Here is a 17,171-nt window from a genome sequence, read left to right on the forward strand (position 1 = left end):
GCGCCCAGCGCCGTTGTCGTCCTCGTGGCACGACCCATGAGTTGATGACGTGAATTCGATCCGCGAGGTCGACCAGCCAGCAAGGAACACCGCGATGACGTATCCCAAGGTGACCAGTACTCCCGGCGCCGCATTCGGCGTGCCTTCGTCACCGTCCTTTCCCCGGCTCGAGGAGAACGTCCTCGGCTACTGGGAACAGGACGACACCTTCCGCGCCTCGGTGGAGAACCGGGCCGCAGGACAGGACGGCGCCAACGAGTTCGTCTTCTACGACGGCCCGCCCTTCGCCAACGGCCTGCCGCACTACGGGCACCTGCTGACCGGCTACGTCAAGGACGTCGTCCCGCGTTACCAGACCATGCGCGGCAAGCGGGTCGAGCGCCGCTTCGGCTGGGACACCCACGGGCTGCCCGCCGAACTCGAGGCGATGAGCCAGCTCGGCATCAAGACCACCGACGAGATCCGCGAACTCGGCATCGAGTCCTTCAACGCCAAATGCCGCGAGTCGGTCTTCACGTACACCGACGAATGGCGCAACTACGTCACCCGCCAGGCCCGCTGGGTCGACTTCGAGAACGACTACAAGACCCTCGACCCCACCTTCATGGAATCGGTCATGTGGGCCTTCAAACGCCTGTACGACGACGGTCTGGCCTACGAGGGCTTCCGGGTGCTGCCCTACTGCTGGAACGACGAGACCCCGCTGTCCAACCACGAACTGCGCATGGACGACGACGTCTACCAGGACCGCCAGGACCCGTCGGTGACGGTGGGCCTGCGGATGGGGCCGAAGGCCGGAGCCGCCGGGGACGCGTCCGACCCGCTCGGACTGGCCGGGGCGCTCGCCGTCATCTGGACCACTACGCCGTGGACCCTGCCGAGCAACCTGGCGATCATGGTCGGCCCTGATCTGGACTACGTGGTCGTCGAGTCCGACGTGCCGACCGGCCGGACCGAGCGTTATCTCCTGGTCGCCGAACGGGCCCAGGCCTACGCCCGGGAGCTGTGCGGTGACGCCAAAGCGGATGTCACCGAGCGGGTCGTGGCCCGTCACAAGGGTGCCGACCTGGTGGGCTACACCTACACCCCGCCCTTCGCCTACTACCACGGCCACGAGAACGCCTTCCGTCTGGTCGAGGCGGAGTTCGTCACCACGACCGATGGCACCGGGCTGGTGCACTCCGCCGGCGCCTTCGGTGAGGACGACAAGATCGTCTGTGACCGGGAAGGCATCGAAGCGGTCATGCCGGTCGGGATCGACGGCCGGTTCACCACCCCGGTCGACGACTACAAGGGCCTGCTCGTCTTCGACGCCAACAGCCCGGTGCTCGACCACCTCAAGGCCCGCACCCGGTTCGACGCCGACGGCGCGGAGGCGGTCGGTCTGACTCAGGACGCCGGCGAGGACGCGCTGCGCAGTGCTCTCGGGAGGGTCAGCGCGGGCACTGTCCTGGTCCGTCGGGAGACCTACACCCACTCCTACCCGCACTGTTGGCGGTGCCGTCAGCCGTTGATCTACAAGGGCGTCTCGTCCTGGTTCGTCTCCACGACGAAGATCCGTGAGCGGATGCTCGAACTCAACCAGGAGATCTCCTGGGTGCCCGAGCACATCAAGGACGGACAGTTCGGCAAATGGCTGGAGAACACCCGCGACTGGTCGATCTCCCGGAACCGCTTCTGGGGCAGCCCGATCCCGGTGTGGAAGAGCGACGACCCGGAGTACCCGCGGGTCGACGTCTACGGTTCCTTCGCCGAACTGGAACGTGATTTCGGGGTCACCGTCACCGACCTGCACCGTCCCTTCGTCGACGACCTCACCCGGCCCAACCCGGACGACCCGCGCCCGGAGGGTCAGCGCTCCATGATGCGCCGGGTCAACGACGTCCTGGACTGCTGGTTCGAGTCCGGCTCGATGAGCTTCGCCCAGGTGCACTACCCGTTCGAGAACAAGGAATGGTTCGAGCACCACTTCCCGGGCGACTTCATCGTCGAATACATCGGGCAGACCCGCGGCTGGTTCTACACCATGCACATCATGGCCGCCGCGCTCTTCGGACGGCCGGCGTTCAACACCTGCCTGTCCCACGGCATCGTCCTGGGCAACGACGGGGCCAAGATGTCCAAGTCGCTGCGCAACTACCCCGACGTCTCGGAGGTCTTCGACCGCGACGGCGCCGACGCGATGCGCTGGTTCCTCATGTCCAGTCCGATCCTGCGCGGGGGCAACCTGATCGTCACCGAGCAGGGCATCCGTGAGGGTGTGCGCCAGGCGATGCTGCCCCTCTGGTCGACCTGGTACTTCTTCTCGACGTACGCCAATGCCTACGTCGAGGCCACGGACGGCACCGGCCAGACCGGGTACGACGCCCGCTGGTCCACCGCATCCACCCACGTCCTGGACCGCTACCTGCTGGCCAAGTTGCGTGAGGTGGTCGAAGAGGTCACCCACGAGCTCGACACCTACGACATCGCCGGAGCCTGTGACACCATCCGGTCATTCCTCGACGTGCTCACCAACTGGTACGTACGCCGCAGCCGTGACCGGTTCTGGGACACCCGCGGTGCCTCGGCGGAGCAGGCACGCCAGGCGATGGACACCCTCTACACCACGTTGGAGGTCCTCTGCCGGATCGCGGCACCGCTGTTGCCGATGACCACCGAGGAGATCTGGCGTGGCCTCACCGGTGGACGCTCCGTCCACCTGACCGACTGGCCCGAGGCTACCGACCTGCCCGCCGACCACGATCTGGTCGCCCGGATGGAACAGGCCCGCGCGGTCTCCTCGGTCGCCTCCAGCCTGCGCAAAGCAGCCGGTCTGCGCACCCGGCTCCCACTGTCCGCCCTGACCGTGGTGACCGACCGGGCCGAGCGCCTGAACGAGTTCGTCGACCTCGTCGCCGACGAGGCCAATGTCAAGAAGGTCCTGCTGCAGGACGTCAGCGAGGCCAGCGCCTCGGACTTCGGGATCAGCCAGCGCCTCATCGTCAATGCCCGGGCAGCAGGACCCCGGCTGGGACGTCAGGTCCAGGCGGTCATCAAGGCCAGCAAGAGCGGAGACTGGTCGGTCGGACCGGATGGCACCGTCACCGCCGGTGGGATCGACCTCCAGGAGGGGGAGTACACCCTCGACACCGTGATCGACGAGGGTCATGACGAGGCCGGGGCGGTCGGCATGCTTCCCGGATCCGGATTCGTCGTCCTCGACACCGAGGTCACCGAAGATCTCGCCCGGGAGGGTCTGGCTGCCGATGTCGCCCGGGCCGTCAACGCCCAACGGCGTGACCTCGGGCTCGACTACGGTGACGCGATCTCCCTGACCGTCTGCGGGGAGGACGACCTGCGCGGAGTCGTCATGGACCACCAGCGGTTCATCGAAGAGGAGACCCTGGCCCGGCAGATCGGCTTCGGGCCGGTCGGCGCGCTTCCCCCGGGACGGGGCGTCGACGTCGAACTCGGTGACGGCCGCACGGTCACGGTCCTGGTGACGAAGCTGTGACCGATACCTACGGATCCGACACGGCCGGCGCCCAGCAGGCCACGGCCGTGTCCGTCCGGGAAGCGCGGGGAGATGACTTAGAAGCCATCAGGGACCTGGGCCTGCTCGCTTTCCCGACGACCTACCGGGGCATCATCGAGCCCGAACTCATCCAACTGCTCCTGGCGAAATGGTGGACCAAGGACGCTCTGGTCCCCATTATCCGAGCTGGTCGCGCATTCGTTGCCTGCCTGGATGGCAAAGTGGTCGGGATGTGTTCCTACGGACCCCATTCGGGTGCCCAGGTGCTGTGGAAGCTGTATGTTCATCCGGAGATGAGAGGGCGGGGCATCGCCAGCGCTCTGCTCGCAGCCGCTGAGGAGCGCGCCACCGGCTCCGGAATGTCCCTGCGGATCTCCTACACCGACGGCAACCGCAATGCGGCAGCCTTCTGTACCCGACATGGCTTCGTGGAACTCTCCAGGGAAGAACAGGTGGGTATGCCCGAGCTGGTCTGGATGGGACGCCCCGACGCAGAGAGGAAGGACCACCTGTGAGCAGCGAAAACCGAGCAGCCAAGGAGGCTGCCCGTCGTGCTGCGGCGGAGCTGGAAGTTCGCAAACGGATGCGTGAAGCAGAGGAAGCCATTCTGCACCGGGCGCCCGAGAGCGAGATCGAACCATCCCTTGACCAGATCCGGGCGCTCACCGAACTTCTGAGCGATCCACAGCGGTCCTCCCCGGTCATTCACCTGACCGGCACCAATGGCAAGACCTCCACCACGCGCATGGTGGAGACCCTGCTGCGAGAACTGGGGCTACGCACCGGGCGCTTCACCTCGCCACATCTGCATGACCTACGTGAGCGCATCGTCCTCGACGGTGAGCCGATCAGTCGGGAACGTTTCGTCGAGACCTATGACGACGTCATACCTTTCATCGAGATGGTGGACACACGCTTTGCCGAGCAGGGCGTTCCCCGGATGAACTACTTCCAAACCTTGGTGGGTCTGGCCTTCGCAGCCTTTGCGGACGCCCCGGTCGATGTCGCCGTCCTGGAGGTCGGGCTGGGCGGCGAGTGGGATGCCACGAACGTTGCCGATGGCGCGGTGAACGTGATCACTCCGATCGGGATCGACCATCAGCGACTTCTCGGCGCCACCAGAGGTGCGATCGCAGCCGAGAAAGCCGGGATCATCAAGTCGGGCTCGATCATGATCAGCGCGACGCAGGAACTCGACGTGACCGAGATCCTTCTGGAGAGATGCCAGCAGGTCGGTGCACGTCCTGTCCTCGAAGGCCATGACATCGGAGTTCTCGCCAGGCAGGTGGCGATCGGAGGGCAGCTGGTCTCTTTGCGGGGGATCACCGGCGACTACGAAGACCTCTTCCTGCCTTTGCACGGGGCACATCAAGCTCATAACGCCCTGCTTGCGCTCGCTGCCGTCGAGGCTTTCGTCGGCGGAGGTGAGCAGCGGTTGGAACGTGAGGTCGTCGAGGCAGCTTTCGCTCGATTCACCACCCCGGGACGGCTGGAGGTGGTTCGTCGTTCACCCACGGTGATCGTCGATGCGGCGCACAATCCACATGGAGCAGCCACTCTGCGGCAGAGCTTGGAAGAGAGTTTCGGGTTCGCTCGAACGATAGGCGTCCTGGCGATCCTGGAGGACAAGGATGCCGAGGGGATTCTGTCGGAGCTGGAGCCGGTGTTGGACGAGGTCGTGGTCACCCGGACGACCTCACCCCGTGCTATGAAACCCGAACGTCTCGGGGAGGTCGCCGCTGATCTCTTCGGTGAGCACCGGGTGACCGTTGTACGGGATCTACCGAATGCGCTTGACCTGGCTGCTGGTCTCGCCGATGCGGCTGCCGAGTCCGGTGGTGCAGCTGGCGGGGTGGTGGCGACCGGGTCGGTGACCACCGCTGCTGAGGTCAGGATGCTCCTCGGGCTGGAATCGGCATGATCCTTCCTGCCTTTTACGGAACGCAGCGGAAAATGACCCGACGCCTCGGCGCTGTTGTCCTGGGTACCCAGGCGCCGGTGGTCTTCTTCGGCGCGGTGGGTGCTCGGGCCTTGGCCGATGCGTCCGGACAAGGCGGCGCGCAGGTATATCTGTGGGCAGGGACGGGATTGGCGGTGGCTCTGGTCGTCGCCGCAGGGCTCCTGCATCGATCGTACGGGGTCACCTTGGGGTGGTTCTTGCAGGTGATGACCCTGTTGTGCGGCATCGTCCTCCCTATGATGGTGGCGGCCGGGTTGGTCTTCGGGGCGTTGTGGTGGGTGGCCCTGGTGCAGGGATCTCGGATGGACGACCTCACGGAGTCCTATCTGCGTGGCCAGGTCCAGACCTGAGCACATGAGATGTTCCAGGCCCTGTTCTGCTGACTAGGGTGGATGCATGGCTGAACGTTCACTCATCCTTGTCAAGCCCGATGCTTTCGCCCGTGGACTCACCGGCGAGGTACTTCGCCGCATCGAGGCCAAGGGATATCGCCTGGTCGCCTTGAAGGTCATCACTGCGGACCGGGACATGCTCGCGGAGCACTATGCGGAGCACCAGGGGAAATCCTTCTACGAGGAGCTGTTGGACTTCATGGCGTCCGGACCGATGACTGCCGTCGTCATCGAGGGGTCACGGTGTATTCAGGGTTTCCGTTCATTGGCCGGTCGGACCGATCCGACCGAGGCTCTCCCGGGCACGATCCGGGGAGATCTGGGGCGGGACTGGGGTGAAGGTCCGGTCCTCAACATCGTGCATGGTTCGGATTCGCCTGAGTCCGCTCTGCGGGAGATCGAGATCTGGTTTCCCGGATTGACGTGACGGAGGGCAGAGCCAGGTCTCTGTCTCGTCCTGGATCATGGATTGGGATCGAGGAAGAGTCATTGCTAAGCTTGCTCCTTGCCGTGGATCGGCCGCGGATAGAGAGCGCCTGAGTGGAACCACCGTCAGGCACCGCGCAATGAGTCAAGGAGTCGTCACCATGCCGTTGGATGCAGCAACGAAGCAGAAGATCATGGCCGAGTACGCCACCCATGAGGGCGACACCGGCTCTCCCGAGGTTCAGGTCGCACTGCTCACGCAGCGGATCAAGGACCTCACCGAGCACTCCCGTGAGCACAAGCACGACCACCACAGCCGTCGTGGACTGCTCCTTCTGGTCGGACGCCGTAAGCGGATGCTCCGTTACCTGGAGGCGACGGACATCGAGCGTTACCGTTCGCTGATCAAGCGTCTCGGCCTGCGTCGATGACCTTGTGATGTGATGGGCGGTTCCCGACTGTCGGGAACCGCTCTTTCGCATATTTTCGGGGGAATGGACACAGCGTGGTCGTCCGGACCGTTCAGCGCTCGAGACCTCTACGTCATATCGTGACAACAGGGGCCACGGCGGGTCGGTCGGACGAGACGACCGGAGATGTGTACGTAGGAAACGTGCTGTCCTTCGGGAGACAGCACGTGAATTGAGGAAGAGCCGACGCACAACGATGATGCGCGCGGCCCGTACGAAGAGAAGAGGAGGGCCCGATGGAGGGTCCAGAGATCACTTTCGCCGAAGCCACGATCGACAACGGTCGCTTCGGCACTCGCAAGGTCCGTTTCGAGACCGGGCGTCTGGCCAAGCAGGCAGCAGGCTCCGTTACCGCTTACCTGGACGACGAGACCACGCTGTTGTCCACCACCACGGCTGGTAAGTCCCCCAAGGACCAGTTCGACTTCTTCCCCCTGACTGTCGACGTCGAGGAGCGGATGTATGCCGCGGGGCGTATCCCCGGCAGCTTCTTCCGTCGGGAAGGCCGTCCGTCCACCGATGCCATCCTGACCTGCCGGCTCATCGACCGTCCGCTGCGCCCCACCTTTGCGAAGGGGCTGCGCAACGAGGTCCAGGTCGTCATCACGGTTCTGGCACTCAACCCCGATCACCAGTACGACGTCCTGGCGATCAATGCGGCGAGTGCTTCCACTCAGATTTCTGGCCTACCGTTCAGCGGTCCGGTCGGTGGTGTGCGTATGTCGCTCATCGACGGGCAGTGGGTCGCCTTCCCGAACTTCAGCGACATCGAGAAGTCCTGCTTCGACATGGTCGTGGCCGGCCGGATCGTCACCGAGGGTGACTCCGCCGAGACGGATGACGTCGCGATCATGATGGTGGAGGCCGAAGCCACCGACTCCACCTGGAACCTGGTGAAGAAGGAAGGCGCTCAGGCGCCCACCGAAGAGGTCGTCGCGCAGGGTCTTGAGGCCGCGAAGAAGTTCATCGCCACGCTCTGCCGTGCGCAGGCGGAACTCGCTGAGAAGAAGCGTGCGAAGGACGGCATCACCCCGATCGAATTCCCGATCTTCCTGGACTACGAACAGGATGCCTACGCCGCTGTCGAGAGCGCTGCCAGCGAGAAGCTGCGTGGTCTGCTGCAGATCGCGGGCAAGCAGGAGCGGGAGACCCAGCTCGACGAGCTGAAGGACGAGCTCAAAGCAGAACTCGCCGGAGCGGGCAAGCCTTTCGAAGGGCGCGAGAAGGAGATCTCCTCGGCCTACCGTTCGCTGCAGAAGTCGCTCGTTCGTGAGCGGATCCTGCGGGACAAGGTCCGGATCGACGGCCGCGGCCTGGCCGACATCCGAGCCCTCGGCGCTGAGGTCGAGGTGCTTCCCCGGGTGCACGGTTCAGCGATCTTCGAGCGCGGCGAGACCCAGATCATGGGTGTCACCACGCTGAACATGCTGCGGATGGAACAGCAGCTCGACACGCTGTCGCCGACCACGCGTAAGCGGTATATGCACAACTACAACTTCCCGCCGTACTCGACCGGTGAAACCGGCCGAGTGGGCTCGCCGAAGCGTCGCGAGATCGGCCACGGCGCGCTGGCGGAGCGGGCACTCATGCCGGTGCTGCCCACCCGTGAGGAGTTCCCCTACGCGATCCGTCAGGTGTCCGAGGCGCTCGGCTCCAACGGTTCCACGTCGATGGGATCGGTCTGCGCATCAACCCTTTCCCTGCTCAATGCAGGTGTGCCGCTGCGGGCCCCGGTCGCAGGTATCGCGATGGGTCTGGTCAGTGCCGAGTTGGACGGTGAGACCCAGTACGCGGCCCTCACCGACATCCTCGGTGCTGAGGACGCTTTCGGTGACATGGACTTCAAGGTCGCCGGTACCCGTGAGTTCGTGACCGCGATCCAGCTGGACACCAAGCTCGACGGCATTCCTGCCTCTGTGCTGGCCGGCGCGCTCACCCAGGCCCGCGACGCACGTCTGTACATCCTCGACGTGATGAACGAGGCCATCGACGTACCGGACGAGATGAGCCCGCACGCGCCGCGGGTGATCTCCGTGAAGGTCCCGGTGGACAAGATCGGTGAGGTCATCGGCCCGAAGGGCAAGATGATCAACCAGATCCAGGAGGACACCGGCGCCGAGATCTCCATCGAGGACGATGGAACGGTCTACATCGGGGCGACCGATGGGCCGAGCGCGGAAGCAGCTCGTACGGCCATCAACGCCATTGCCAACCCGACGATGCCGGAGATCGGGGAACGTTTCCTGGGCACCGTGGTGAAGACCACCACCTTCGGTGCCTTTATCTCGCTGCTGCCTGGGAAAGATGGATTGCTGCACATCTCCGAGGTGCGCAAGCTCGTGGGCGGCAAGCGGATCGACTCGGTCGAGGACGTCCTGTCGATCGGGCAGAAGGTCCAGGTCGAGCTCAAGGAGATCGACCCCCGTGGAAAGCTCTCCCTGGGGGCGGTTCTCACCGAGGAGCAGCAGGTTGCCGCAGACACTGCCGCCGCGGAAGAAGCCGAGCGCCGTGCCAACCGGGGTGACCGCGGTGGCCGCGACGGAGATCGCCGTGAGCGTCGACCGCGGCAGGAGAACATCGAACGCAACAATGGTGACTCCGTCTCCGAGGACGAAGGCTCGGCCCGCTCCGAAGACGGTGAACGTGGCGAACGGCGTCAGCGCAGCCGTCGTCGTCGTCCGCGCCGCGACAACGGTATGTCCAATGAGGGTGCGAACAGCTCTGCCGACGAGAGCTGACCTCTAGCGAAACGAGGAAAGGCCTGGCACACCATGTGGGTGCGCCAGGCCTTCCTGCGTCATAAGGGGCTGTTCTGCGAACGGGGTTGTCCGCTCGCTGAGGCAACAGACCTTGCAATATCGAATAATCAGGTGCACCAAGGACATCGGATCTCTAGGATCTGGTTGATGTGACTGATTCGCCTCTTTTGCCACAAGCCGCGACGCTGTATCGCCCGCCTGGCGGTCCACCGGCCGCCGGTGCGTCCACGGTGACCTGGCGACGGTTACAGACCCCGACTGCCGCAGCAGCTGTCGGGGTGCTTGTGCTCAGCGCACTCGGCGCATCCACCGGGACGGTCATCGCCGGACGTTTGGCCGAACAAGCCACGGTTCCGCTCGTGACCGTGCTGGCGGTCTGCGTGATCGGCGGTGCCCTGTTGGACACCCTGGGGCGCTACCTGTGGGCGGGCTCGACGGACCGCGCCGAAGGACAGCTCCGGGAAGAGCTCCTCGACGCCGCTCTCGATCAGCCGTTGTCGGAACTGTCGGAGCAAGCCGTCGGTGAAGTTCTCGACCGGGTCGACGACGACACCCGCGAAATCGGATCATTGGTTCGCCTGCAGGTGTGGATGATGCTCAGAGCCGTCACCACCACGGTGCCGATGCTCGCCGTAGCAGCCTTCACGTGGTGGCCTTCCCTGGTTCTTTTCCCGCTGTTCGTGTTCGTGACCTTTCTTCTCGTCCGCCCGCTGCTCCGACCGATAGCTGAACGGAAGGTCGTCGAGGAAGTGGCATGGACCGACCACGCCGCTGTGCTCGAAGAAGGCATCACCGGACGCGACGACCTGCGGACGAGCCTCGGACAGGCTTTCGCGGTCCAACGTTTGGCGAAACTGTCCGCCACGGTCCATGCACGCTTTCTCGACGTGATTCTGCTGGAACGACAGGTGACCCTACGTGCGAGTCTTGTGCTGCACGGTCTTCTGGTGGCGGTGGCCTGCTCCGGGGTCGGGTTCACCTGGGCGGGGCAGATGTCTGTCGGACAGCTGGTGACCCTCTTTCTTGTCACCAGTACCTTTGTCGGTCATATCGCCCGGATCGCTGACCAGCTTCCCGACCTGCAGGCCGGACTCGGCGCTGTCATCCGCTTGCGGCAGATGCTGGCGCTCCCACCCGAACCAGTCGGTGGACTCGGCCTTCCTGACGGAGCCTTGAGCCTGGAGTTCCGGAAAACATCTTTCGCCTACGCTGAGGGTTCTTTCGCGCTCCGTGATGTCGAGTTGACCGTCTCTGCCGGGCAGACCACGGCATTGGTGGGACGGACAGGATCTGGGAAGTCGACGCTGGCTGCACTGATCTCCCGGGCTGTCGACCCTGCCCCAGGCACGGTCTTCCTCGGCGAGGTCGACGTACGCGACCTGGACCTGCAGCAGTTACGGCGTGCTGTCGGAGTGGTCACCCAACGTACCGAGATCATCGCGGGCACCCTTGCCGAGAACATCACCCTGTTCGCCGACGAGCCCCGCGAACGAGTGGAAGCGGTTGTGGCCGAACTCGGGCTCACCGAGTGGGTCGACGGGCTCGACGAAGGGCTGGACACGCCCTTGGGGCCAGGTGGATCGGTGCTCTCCGCGGGGGAGGAGCAGCTGCTCGCCTTCGCGCGTCTCCTCATGCGTGATGTGCGAGTGGTCGTGCTCGACGAGGCCACCGCGCGCATGGATCCACTGACCGAGGCACGGGTGGTGGAAGCTTCTGAGCGACTCCTGCGGGGGCGAACCGGTGTTCTCATCGCGCATCGGCTCTCCACGATCGCCCGGGCCGAGTCGGTCGCCGTCCTCGCCGACGGGGCCGTCGTTCAACGTGGGGCACGAGAGATGCTGGCCGAGCAGGAGGGCCCGTACCGTGACCTGCTCGTCGCAGCGAGCAGCCCTCCGGGAAGCCAGGGTCCGAGGAAGGCGGCTACGACGGAGAACCGCCGGGCGCAGGCCGGGGGACCAGGGGCGAAGGAAGGACTGCCGTCGTCCGCCATCGGTGCCATCCGACGCCGGGGCACACCCCCCGAACGTCCTCTGCCGACTTCCGGCCCTTCGCTGGCTCGAGGAATCGCCAATGCACTGGCGATCCGACCGGCGTGGGGCGTCTTCTCGGTGGTGCTCTTCCTCGTTTTCTCGATCTCGGGTGCACAAGGCGTACTGACGGGTTTCGCCTGGGGGCACCTGGTCGAGAACCTGGCCCAGGACAGGCTCCCCTGGCCCTGGCTGGTTCTTCTCGTACTCAGTGTTTTCCTCGGCCCATGCGCACTGGTCATCACGGTCGCGAGGTATCCACGGTGGTGGGTGGAAGTGCTTCTGCGCGTCCGGATGTCCGTCTTCGTAGGACAGACCGCACAACGTCGTCTCGATCGTGTCCCGCCGGGCGAGGTCGTTGCCCGAGCGATGGACGCCGACCGTTACGCCCGTTACGCCGATCGCTGGGTCGACTTCGTGAACGGCATGATCATTGCGGTCCTGACCGCTTTCGCTGCGGGGACATGGCTGGCTGGTCTCGTGTTGCTGATCGTCATGCTGGGCGCCGCGACGGCATCGTCGGTCGGGCGCCCGATAGCGGGCCGTTCTGCGGCGAGGGCGTCGGCAGCTCGCGCACGTTTCGGGCGGGTTCTCGTCTCCGCGCTGGAGTCGGCGAGGACGGTCAAACTCGCTGCCCGTACACCGCAGATGCGTAGCCATCTGCGACAGATCGACGCCGGACGTGTCGAAGCAGCAGTGAAGGAACATCGGGTGCAGGCTGTGCTCGACGGCGTTCCTGGTGTCTTGATCCAGGCCGGGGCGGTGGCCGCCTGGTCGGGAACGCTGTGGGGGTGGTGGGGGCTGGCCACTGCTTTGTTGGTCGTGAGTGCGGTGAACGGTTTCGACTGGTTCGGCAGGGTAGCTGGCGCAGTGGTCACCGAGGCGCCGGGCACTCGTGCGTGGCAGGTCGCGACGAGCCGCATGGCCGGTGGCGTCGATCTGATGAAGCTCCCCGAGGGAGTTGATCTGCTCACCGGGTCGGCCCCGAATCCCTTGGCCGTCGAACGGGTGGCCCTGGACCGGCTGACATTGAAAGATTTCTCCGCCGTCCATGAGGACGGAACGATCGGTGTCGAACAGGTCGATCTCGAGATCGAGCGCGGTGAACTCGTCCTGCTGCTGGGACAGGTCGGTGCAGGGAAGTCGAGCTTGTTGAGAGCTTTGGCCGGGCTCACCGATCACCGAGGCGATGTGCTGTGGAACGGGGTTCCTGTCGATGACCCGGAGATCTTCCTCCGGCCGGGTCAGGTCGCCTACGTCTCGCAGATACCACGGGTGCTTTCCGGGACCTTCGTCGAGAACGTCCAACTCGGACATGCCCGGGACGTCAGGGGCGCGGTCGATGACGCGCGACTCGGGCCTGATCTCGATCAGGCCGGCGGTCTCCACTCCGTGGTCGGACATCGCGGTGTGCGTCTGTCCGGTGGCCAGGTCCAACGGCTTGCTCTCGCGCGGGCACTGGCGGCCGATGCCGAGTTGCTCCTGGCCGATGACATCTCCTCCGCTCTGGACGCCCGAACCGAGATCGAGCTGTGGCAGGCCTTACGTCAGCGATCGGTGACCGTTGTCGGAGCAACGTCCAAACGTGCCGCTCTGGCTCAGGCTGATCGCGTCGTGGTGCTGGTCGACGGGCGGGTCGAAGCGGTTGGCGTGTGGTCGGAGTTGGCGAGCAGATGGAACCACCTGGCCGGATGAGCGGTGGTGAAGGCGTGACCAGCCGTCCGGGCAGGTGTACTCAAGGAACGGGCACCTGTTCCGGCCCCTCGACAGGGGCCGTGTCCTGGAGTACGCCCTGGCGGAGCTGGGACAGGAGAAGGGCCCGCCTGTCGAGGTGATGGGCGGGCCCCGAGGGATCCGTCACCGGTCGAGTACGGTTACCTGCAGACTCCTGCCGGGTGGTCTCGCACGACGATGCTGGTACGGCCGAGAGTGGCATCTAGCCACAGGACACGCCGCCCTTCTGCTGCGCTGGGGGAGCCTTGCGCACCACGGTTGCAGGAGACCCGCAGCGCAGGCCTGGCCGGAGTGACCCGTTGCGGGTGGAACACCGGCATGGTGATCTGGAAGAGCTTGGGCTCGACGGCATTGGTCCATCGACGGTTGCTCTCCGTACTGCTGGGCAGATAGGTGATGGCCTGTGGGCTGGCATCGATCAGCGGTAGGACAGGGCTCTTCGGTCCAAGGGGGATAGCCGGAGTCACCCTGTTCAGGGTCGGGTCGGCGACCATGATGCCGACGTGGCCTTCTCCGCCGTCGATCTGCTGGGTCCAGACCACGGTGGAGCCGGTGCTGATCGTCCAAATTCCAACGAGTTTCTCACCGGAGGAAGCCTTGCCCAGAGCTCGCTTCTGGACAACCCCGGAGGCAAGATTGCGCGCGCTCACGCTGTGTTCTTCCTGTTCAGCAGAACCCTGACTGGTGAAATAGCTGACGACGCCGTTCCGTACCGAGGGAGCGAATGAGGTCTCTTCACCGGGGGTGAGGTTGATCGGGGCGCGCTGAGGGCCGGTGCTCAAATAGACGTCGTGCCCGGCTTCTCCCCGCTGCGAACGACTCCAGACCGTATTCGGCCCGTCGACCGACAGCTCTTCGAACCAGACCGTTGTTCCGGAATCGAGGACCTGTACCGGGCCACCCTTGAGATCACGTTTGAGCACGCGCTGCTCTGATTCGCCTTTCTGGTTGAGTCGTAAGGACTGCCAGACCACGCTGCGGCCGTCGGTGCGCGGTGCAGAATGTTCCCAGCCGTCATCGGGGGAGAAAACCTGCGGCCGGGTCTGGCCATCGACGCTGCCGACGATGATGCGGCTGCGGTCGTCCTTGTCGATCTGGTCGATCACCCAGTGACTTCCTCGGGAGGACAAGGTGGAGTACTCGCCGTTCACGTGCTGGTAGAGCTGGCGAGAGTCCATCCCCAGCTCCTTCTCCCAACCCGGAGTGATTCCACGTCGGTCGAAGGCTGCGTTGATGGCCGATAGGTCTTTCTCGGTGACCGACTCCTGCTCGGCGGCCGCGATACGGCCCGACGGGCATCGACGAAGTTCGACAGCGGGGCGAGATACTGGGTCATCGCCGCGTACACGATGGAATCAGCCACGTCCGTAGGGAGTTTCTTACGGATCTCCCACAGTGCGCCACCGGGGATCGTGGCATTCACATGGACACCTCCGTGATCCTCTCCGGTGCCCAAGAAGTGATCGTGGGTAGTGCGTACCTCGTCGAGATCTCTGACGGCACACTTCTGAGGGGCCAGGCTGAAACAGGAATCCTCACCGATCAGCCCGGAGTTGGGGGCGTTCATGTCGATTTTCTTCACCGACAGCTGGATGGCATTGCCGAAGTAGTCGGCGAAGGCCTCGTCAAGGGCACCGGATTGGCCGTGATAGATGAACCGGGCGGTATGGGAAGAAACCCCGTGGGTCATCTCGTGGCCGACGATGTCCAGGCTGGACGACAACGGACGATAACCGTCCCCCTTGCCTCCGTAGACCATCTTGGTGCCATCCCAGAAGGCATTGATGAACGGTGCGCCGTGGAGGCCGACCGCACCGACGGCAGAGATCACCGGGGAACCACGTCCATCCAGCCCGTTACGGCCGAACTTGTTCCGGTAGAAGTCGACGACCTGGGCCGCCCCCCAATGCGCGTCAACTGCGCCGAACTCGGAGGCCTCCCCTTCGACGGGGATCATCTTCGTCACGAAGGGCTGTACTTCCGTGGGCATGGTCTTCACCAGGTTCGACCATTCGATACCTCGTGCGTCGTAGGTCTGTACCGAGCTACCTGCCGGATCCAGTTTGCGACGGGAGTCGTCGATCAGCGCGTAGTGCCCTGGTTCCCCCTTCACGACGATGGGTATCGACTCTCCTCGGGTGTTCTTCCCTGTCGTCTTGATCACGTCACCTGCGGCTGGGGCCGGTGTACTTGACGTTGCGCTACCAGTCGGTTTCGGGGGACTTGGTGAAGGGACCGGTGGGCTGGGCGAAGTCGTGGGGGGAGAGGTGGGTGCTGCGTCAGGGCCACCAGGCTGAGTCGGCGCCATCGGGAGTGGTGCTGCTGGCCCGATCCCGGAGAAGCGGACTGCGGACTGGTTCAGCCGGATCATCCCGGTGTGCGCATCGACATAGACATCCCGGACCGTATTGCTCCCGGTGCCCTGGGTCGCTGTTACGCGGATGACGCGGGTCAGCACGCCTCTGCCGTTCGGGAGGACGACCAGACCTGCGTCCTGGGTGGTGGCTCCCCGTCGGGCAGCGGGGGAGAACACGCGCAATGCCAGCTGTTGCGCGGTCTCCACACTCACCTTCGGGTGAACATCGACACGCAACTCGTGATAGACCTGCCCGCTGGTACCGGTGACGACACGTTCATTGCCGTGACCGTGCATCGGACGTACTCCGTGGCGGCTGCACCTTCATCCGGAGCCGGTGCAGGAATGGAAAGTTTGGTGACCAGCATGGGAACCCTCGAGGCAGCGCGCCTGCTCTCGCTCAGTTCCTCAGCGGCCGGAGCCGGATCCACCTCGTGTGATGCCTGTGTCGAACCGTCTTCGACGGCAGGCCGCTGACCGGGCCATGCGAATGTGGGCACTGCGGAGGCCAGGACGAGGGCTACCAGGGTTCCGGTCACGGCCACAGAGCGGTACGGATGACTCATGTGCTCCTCCTTACGGCGGGAATATGCACCCGAGAATGTCCTCTTTGTCCTGATTCGACTGCGGGGCACGCCGCTCGGTGGAAGATCGTCTTATACAAGGGAGAGCCCGCAGCATGTCGACGGGTTGGGGCAGCTCAGCACCTGGAGAGGCAGAGATCGTGACATCTGATGGATATCTCGTCACCGGACCACTCGCCCTCGCTCACCGAGGAGGGACCCGCTATGCACCTACCCAGGGGAAAGAGAACACCCTCAAAGCTTTCGCAGCTGCCGTCGAGCTGGGATACCGCTACCTGGAAACCGATGTCCATCTGACCGTCGACGGTGTCCTGCTCGCCCTGCACGACGCACGACTCGAACGGGTCAGCGACATGGAAGGCGCCGTTGCGGAGATGACCCTGGAAGAAGTCCGTCGTGCTCGGATCGGGGAAAGCGAACCCATCCCCACCCTGCGAGAACTCTTCAACGCTTTCCCCGACGCCCATTTCAACATCGACCTGAAAGCCGAAGGCACCGGACCAGCGCTGTGGGTGCTCATCGAAGAACTCCAGATGCACGACCGAGTCTGCGTCAGCTCCTTCTCCCGCCGCAGGCTGTGGGCTTTCCGCCGGATCTCCCATGGCCGAGTCGCCACCGCGGCCGGCCGTTGGGGAATCGCCTGGCTCCGTTTCGCACCTTCGTCGTTGACCAGATGGATCCATTCACCGGCTGCCGCCTACCAGATTCCGCTGCGACGAAAGATCCTGGGGCGAACGGTCACCGTGTTCACCCCTCAGCTCCTGGCAGCGGCACAACGCACCGGAGCGCAGGTGCACATCTGGACCGTTGACGACGCCCAACAGATGCGCGAACTGTTCGACCTGGGAGTGGACGGCCTGTTCACCGACCGGATCGATGTCCTGGCCCATGTCCTTCGAGAACGGGGGGCCTGGCCTCAGAATCGTCCGACCCGGCCCTGAGCCAC

At 64.7% G+C, this 17,171-nt stretch carries 11 protein-coding genes; 9 read left to right on the forward strand and 2 right to left on the reverse strand.

What is annotated here, in order from left to right:
- Positions 1-94 precede the first annotated feature (94 nt).
- The 8 genes from ileS to DX923_RS06980 all read left to right on the forward strand — a co-directional run bounded on the left by ileS (position 95) and on the right by DX923_RS06980 (position 13,246).
- A complete protein-coding gene (gene ileS, locus DX923_RS06945; protein WP_116113673.1) occupies positions 95-3,496 on the forward strand; it encodes an isoleucine--tRNA ligase in 3,402 nt (1,133 codons plus the stop codon).
- Positions 3,493-4,032, forward strand: coding sequence for a GNAT family N-acetyltransferase (locus tag DX923_RS06950; protein WP_240322786.1), 540 nt, complete (start codon positions 3,493-3,495; stop codon positions 4,030-4,032). The genes ileS and DX923_RS06950 overlap by 4 nt, the downstream gene beginning before the upstream one ends.
- On the forward strand, positions 4,029-5,438 hold the full coding sequence (locus tag DX923_RS06955; RefSeq protein ID WP_116113675.1) for a bifunctional folylpolyglutamate synthase/dihydrofolate synthase: 1,410 nt from the start codon (positions 4,029-4,031) through the stop codon (positions 5,436-5,438). The genes DX923_RS06950 and DX923_RS06955 overlap by 4 nt, the downstream gene beginning before the upstream one ends.
- Before the next feature lie 32 nt (positions 5,439-5,470).
- Positions 5,471-5,827: a DUF4233 domain-containing protein gene (locus DX923_RS06960; protein WP_240322787.1), complete on the forward strand. Its 357-nt coding sequence runs from the start codon at positions 5,471-5,473 to the stop codon at positions 5,825-5,827.
- A gap of 46 nt (positions 5,828-5,873) precedes the next feature.
- A complete protein-coding gene (gene ndk, locus DX923_RS06965; RefSeq protein WP_116113678.1) occupies positions 5,874-6,296 on the forward strand; it encodes a nucleoside-diphosphate kinase in 423 nt (140 codons plus the stop codon).
- Positions 6,297-6,456: 160 nt separating this feature from the next.
- Positions 6,457-6,726 carry a 30S ribosomal protein S15 gene (gene rpsO / locus DX923_RS06970; protein WP_116113680.1) on the forward strand — a complete coding sequence of 90 codons (270 nt, stop codon included), beginning with the start codon at positions 6,457-6,459 and terminating at the stop codon, positions 6,724-6,726.
- Positions 6,727-7,001: 275 nt separating this feature from the next.
- The gene (locus DX923_RS06975; RefSeq protein WP_116113681.1) at positions 7,002-9,503 is read left to right on the forward strand and encodes a polyribonucleotide nucleotidyltransferase; all 2,502 of its coding nucleotides are present in this window, start codon (positions 7,002-7,004) and stop codon (positions 9,501-9,503) included.
- Between the two features lie 170 nt (positions 9,504-9,673).
- A complete protein-coding gene (locus DX923_RS06980; protein ID WP_116113683.1) occupies positions 9,674-13,246 on the forward strand; it encodes an ABC transporter ATP-binding protein in 3,573 nt (1,190 codons plus the stop codon).
- 179 nt (positions 13,247-13,425) lie between these two features.
- Here the strand turns inward: DX923_RS06980 and DX923_RS06985 are convergent, their stop codons facing one another.
- Together DX923_RS06985 and DX923_RS06990 are read right to left on the reverse strand one after the other, a co-directional pair.
- Positions 13,426-14,463: a hypothetical protein gene (locus DX923_RS06985; RefSeq protein WP_116113684.1), complete on the reverse strand. Its 1,038-nt coding sequence runs from the start codon at positions 14,461-14,463 to the stop codon at positions 13,426-13,428.
- Positions 14,433-15,938, reverse strand: a complete 1,506-nt coding sequence (locus DX923_RS06990) for a M4 family metallopeptidase (RefSeq protein WP_116113686.1) — start codon at positions 15,936-15,938, stop codon at positions 14,433-14,435. The genes DX923_RS06985 and DX923_RS06990 overlap by 31 nt, the downstream gene beginning before the upstream one ends.
- Before the next feature lie 382 nt (positions 15,939-16,320).
- Here DX923_RS06990 and DX923_RS07000 point away from each other — a divergent pair, with 382 nt between their 5' ends.
- Positions 16,321-17,166, forward strand: a complete 846-nt coding sequence (locus DX923_RS07000) for a glycerophosphodiester phosphodiesterase (RefSeq protein WP_240322788.1) — start codon at positions 16,321-16,323, stop codon at positions 17,164-17,166.
- The last annotated feature ends 5 nt before the right edge of the window (positions 17,167-17,171 follow it).

This window comes from Austwickia chelonae, assembly GCF_003391095.1.
Taxonomy (GTDB): Bacteria; Actinomycetota; Actinomycetes; order Actinomycetales; family Dermatophilaceae; genus Austwickia; species Austwickia chelonae_A.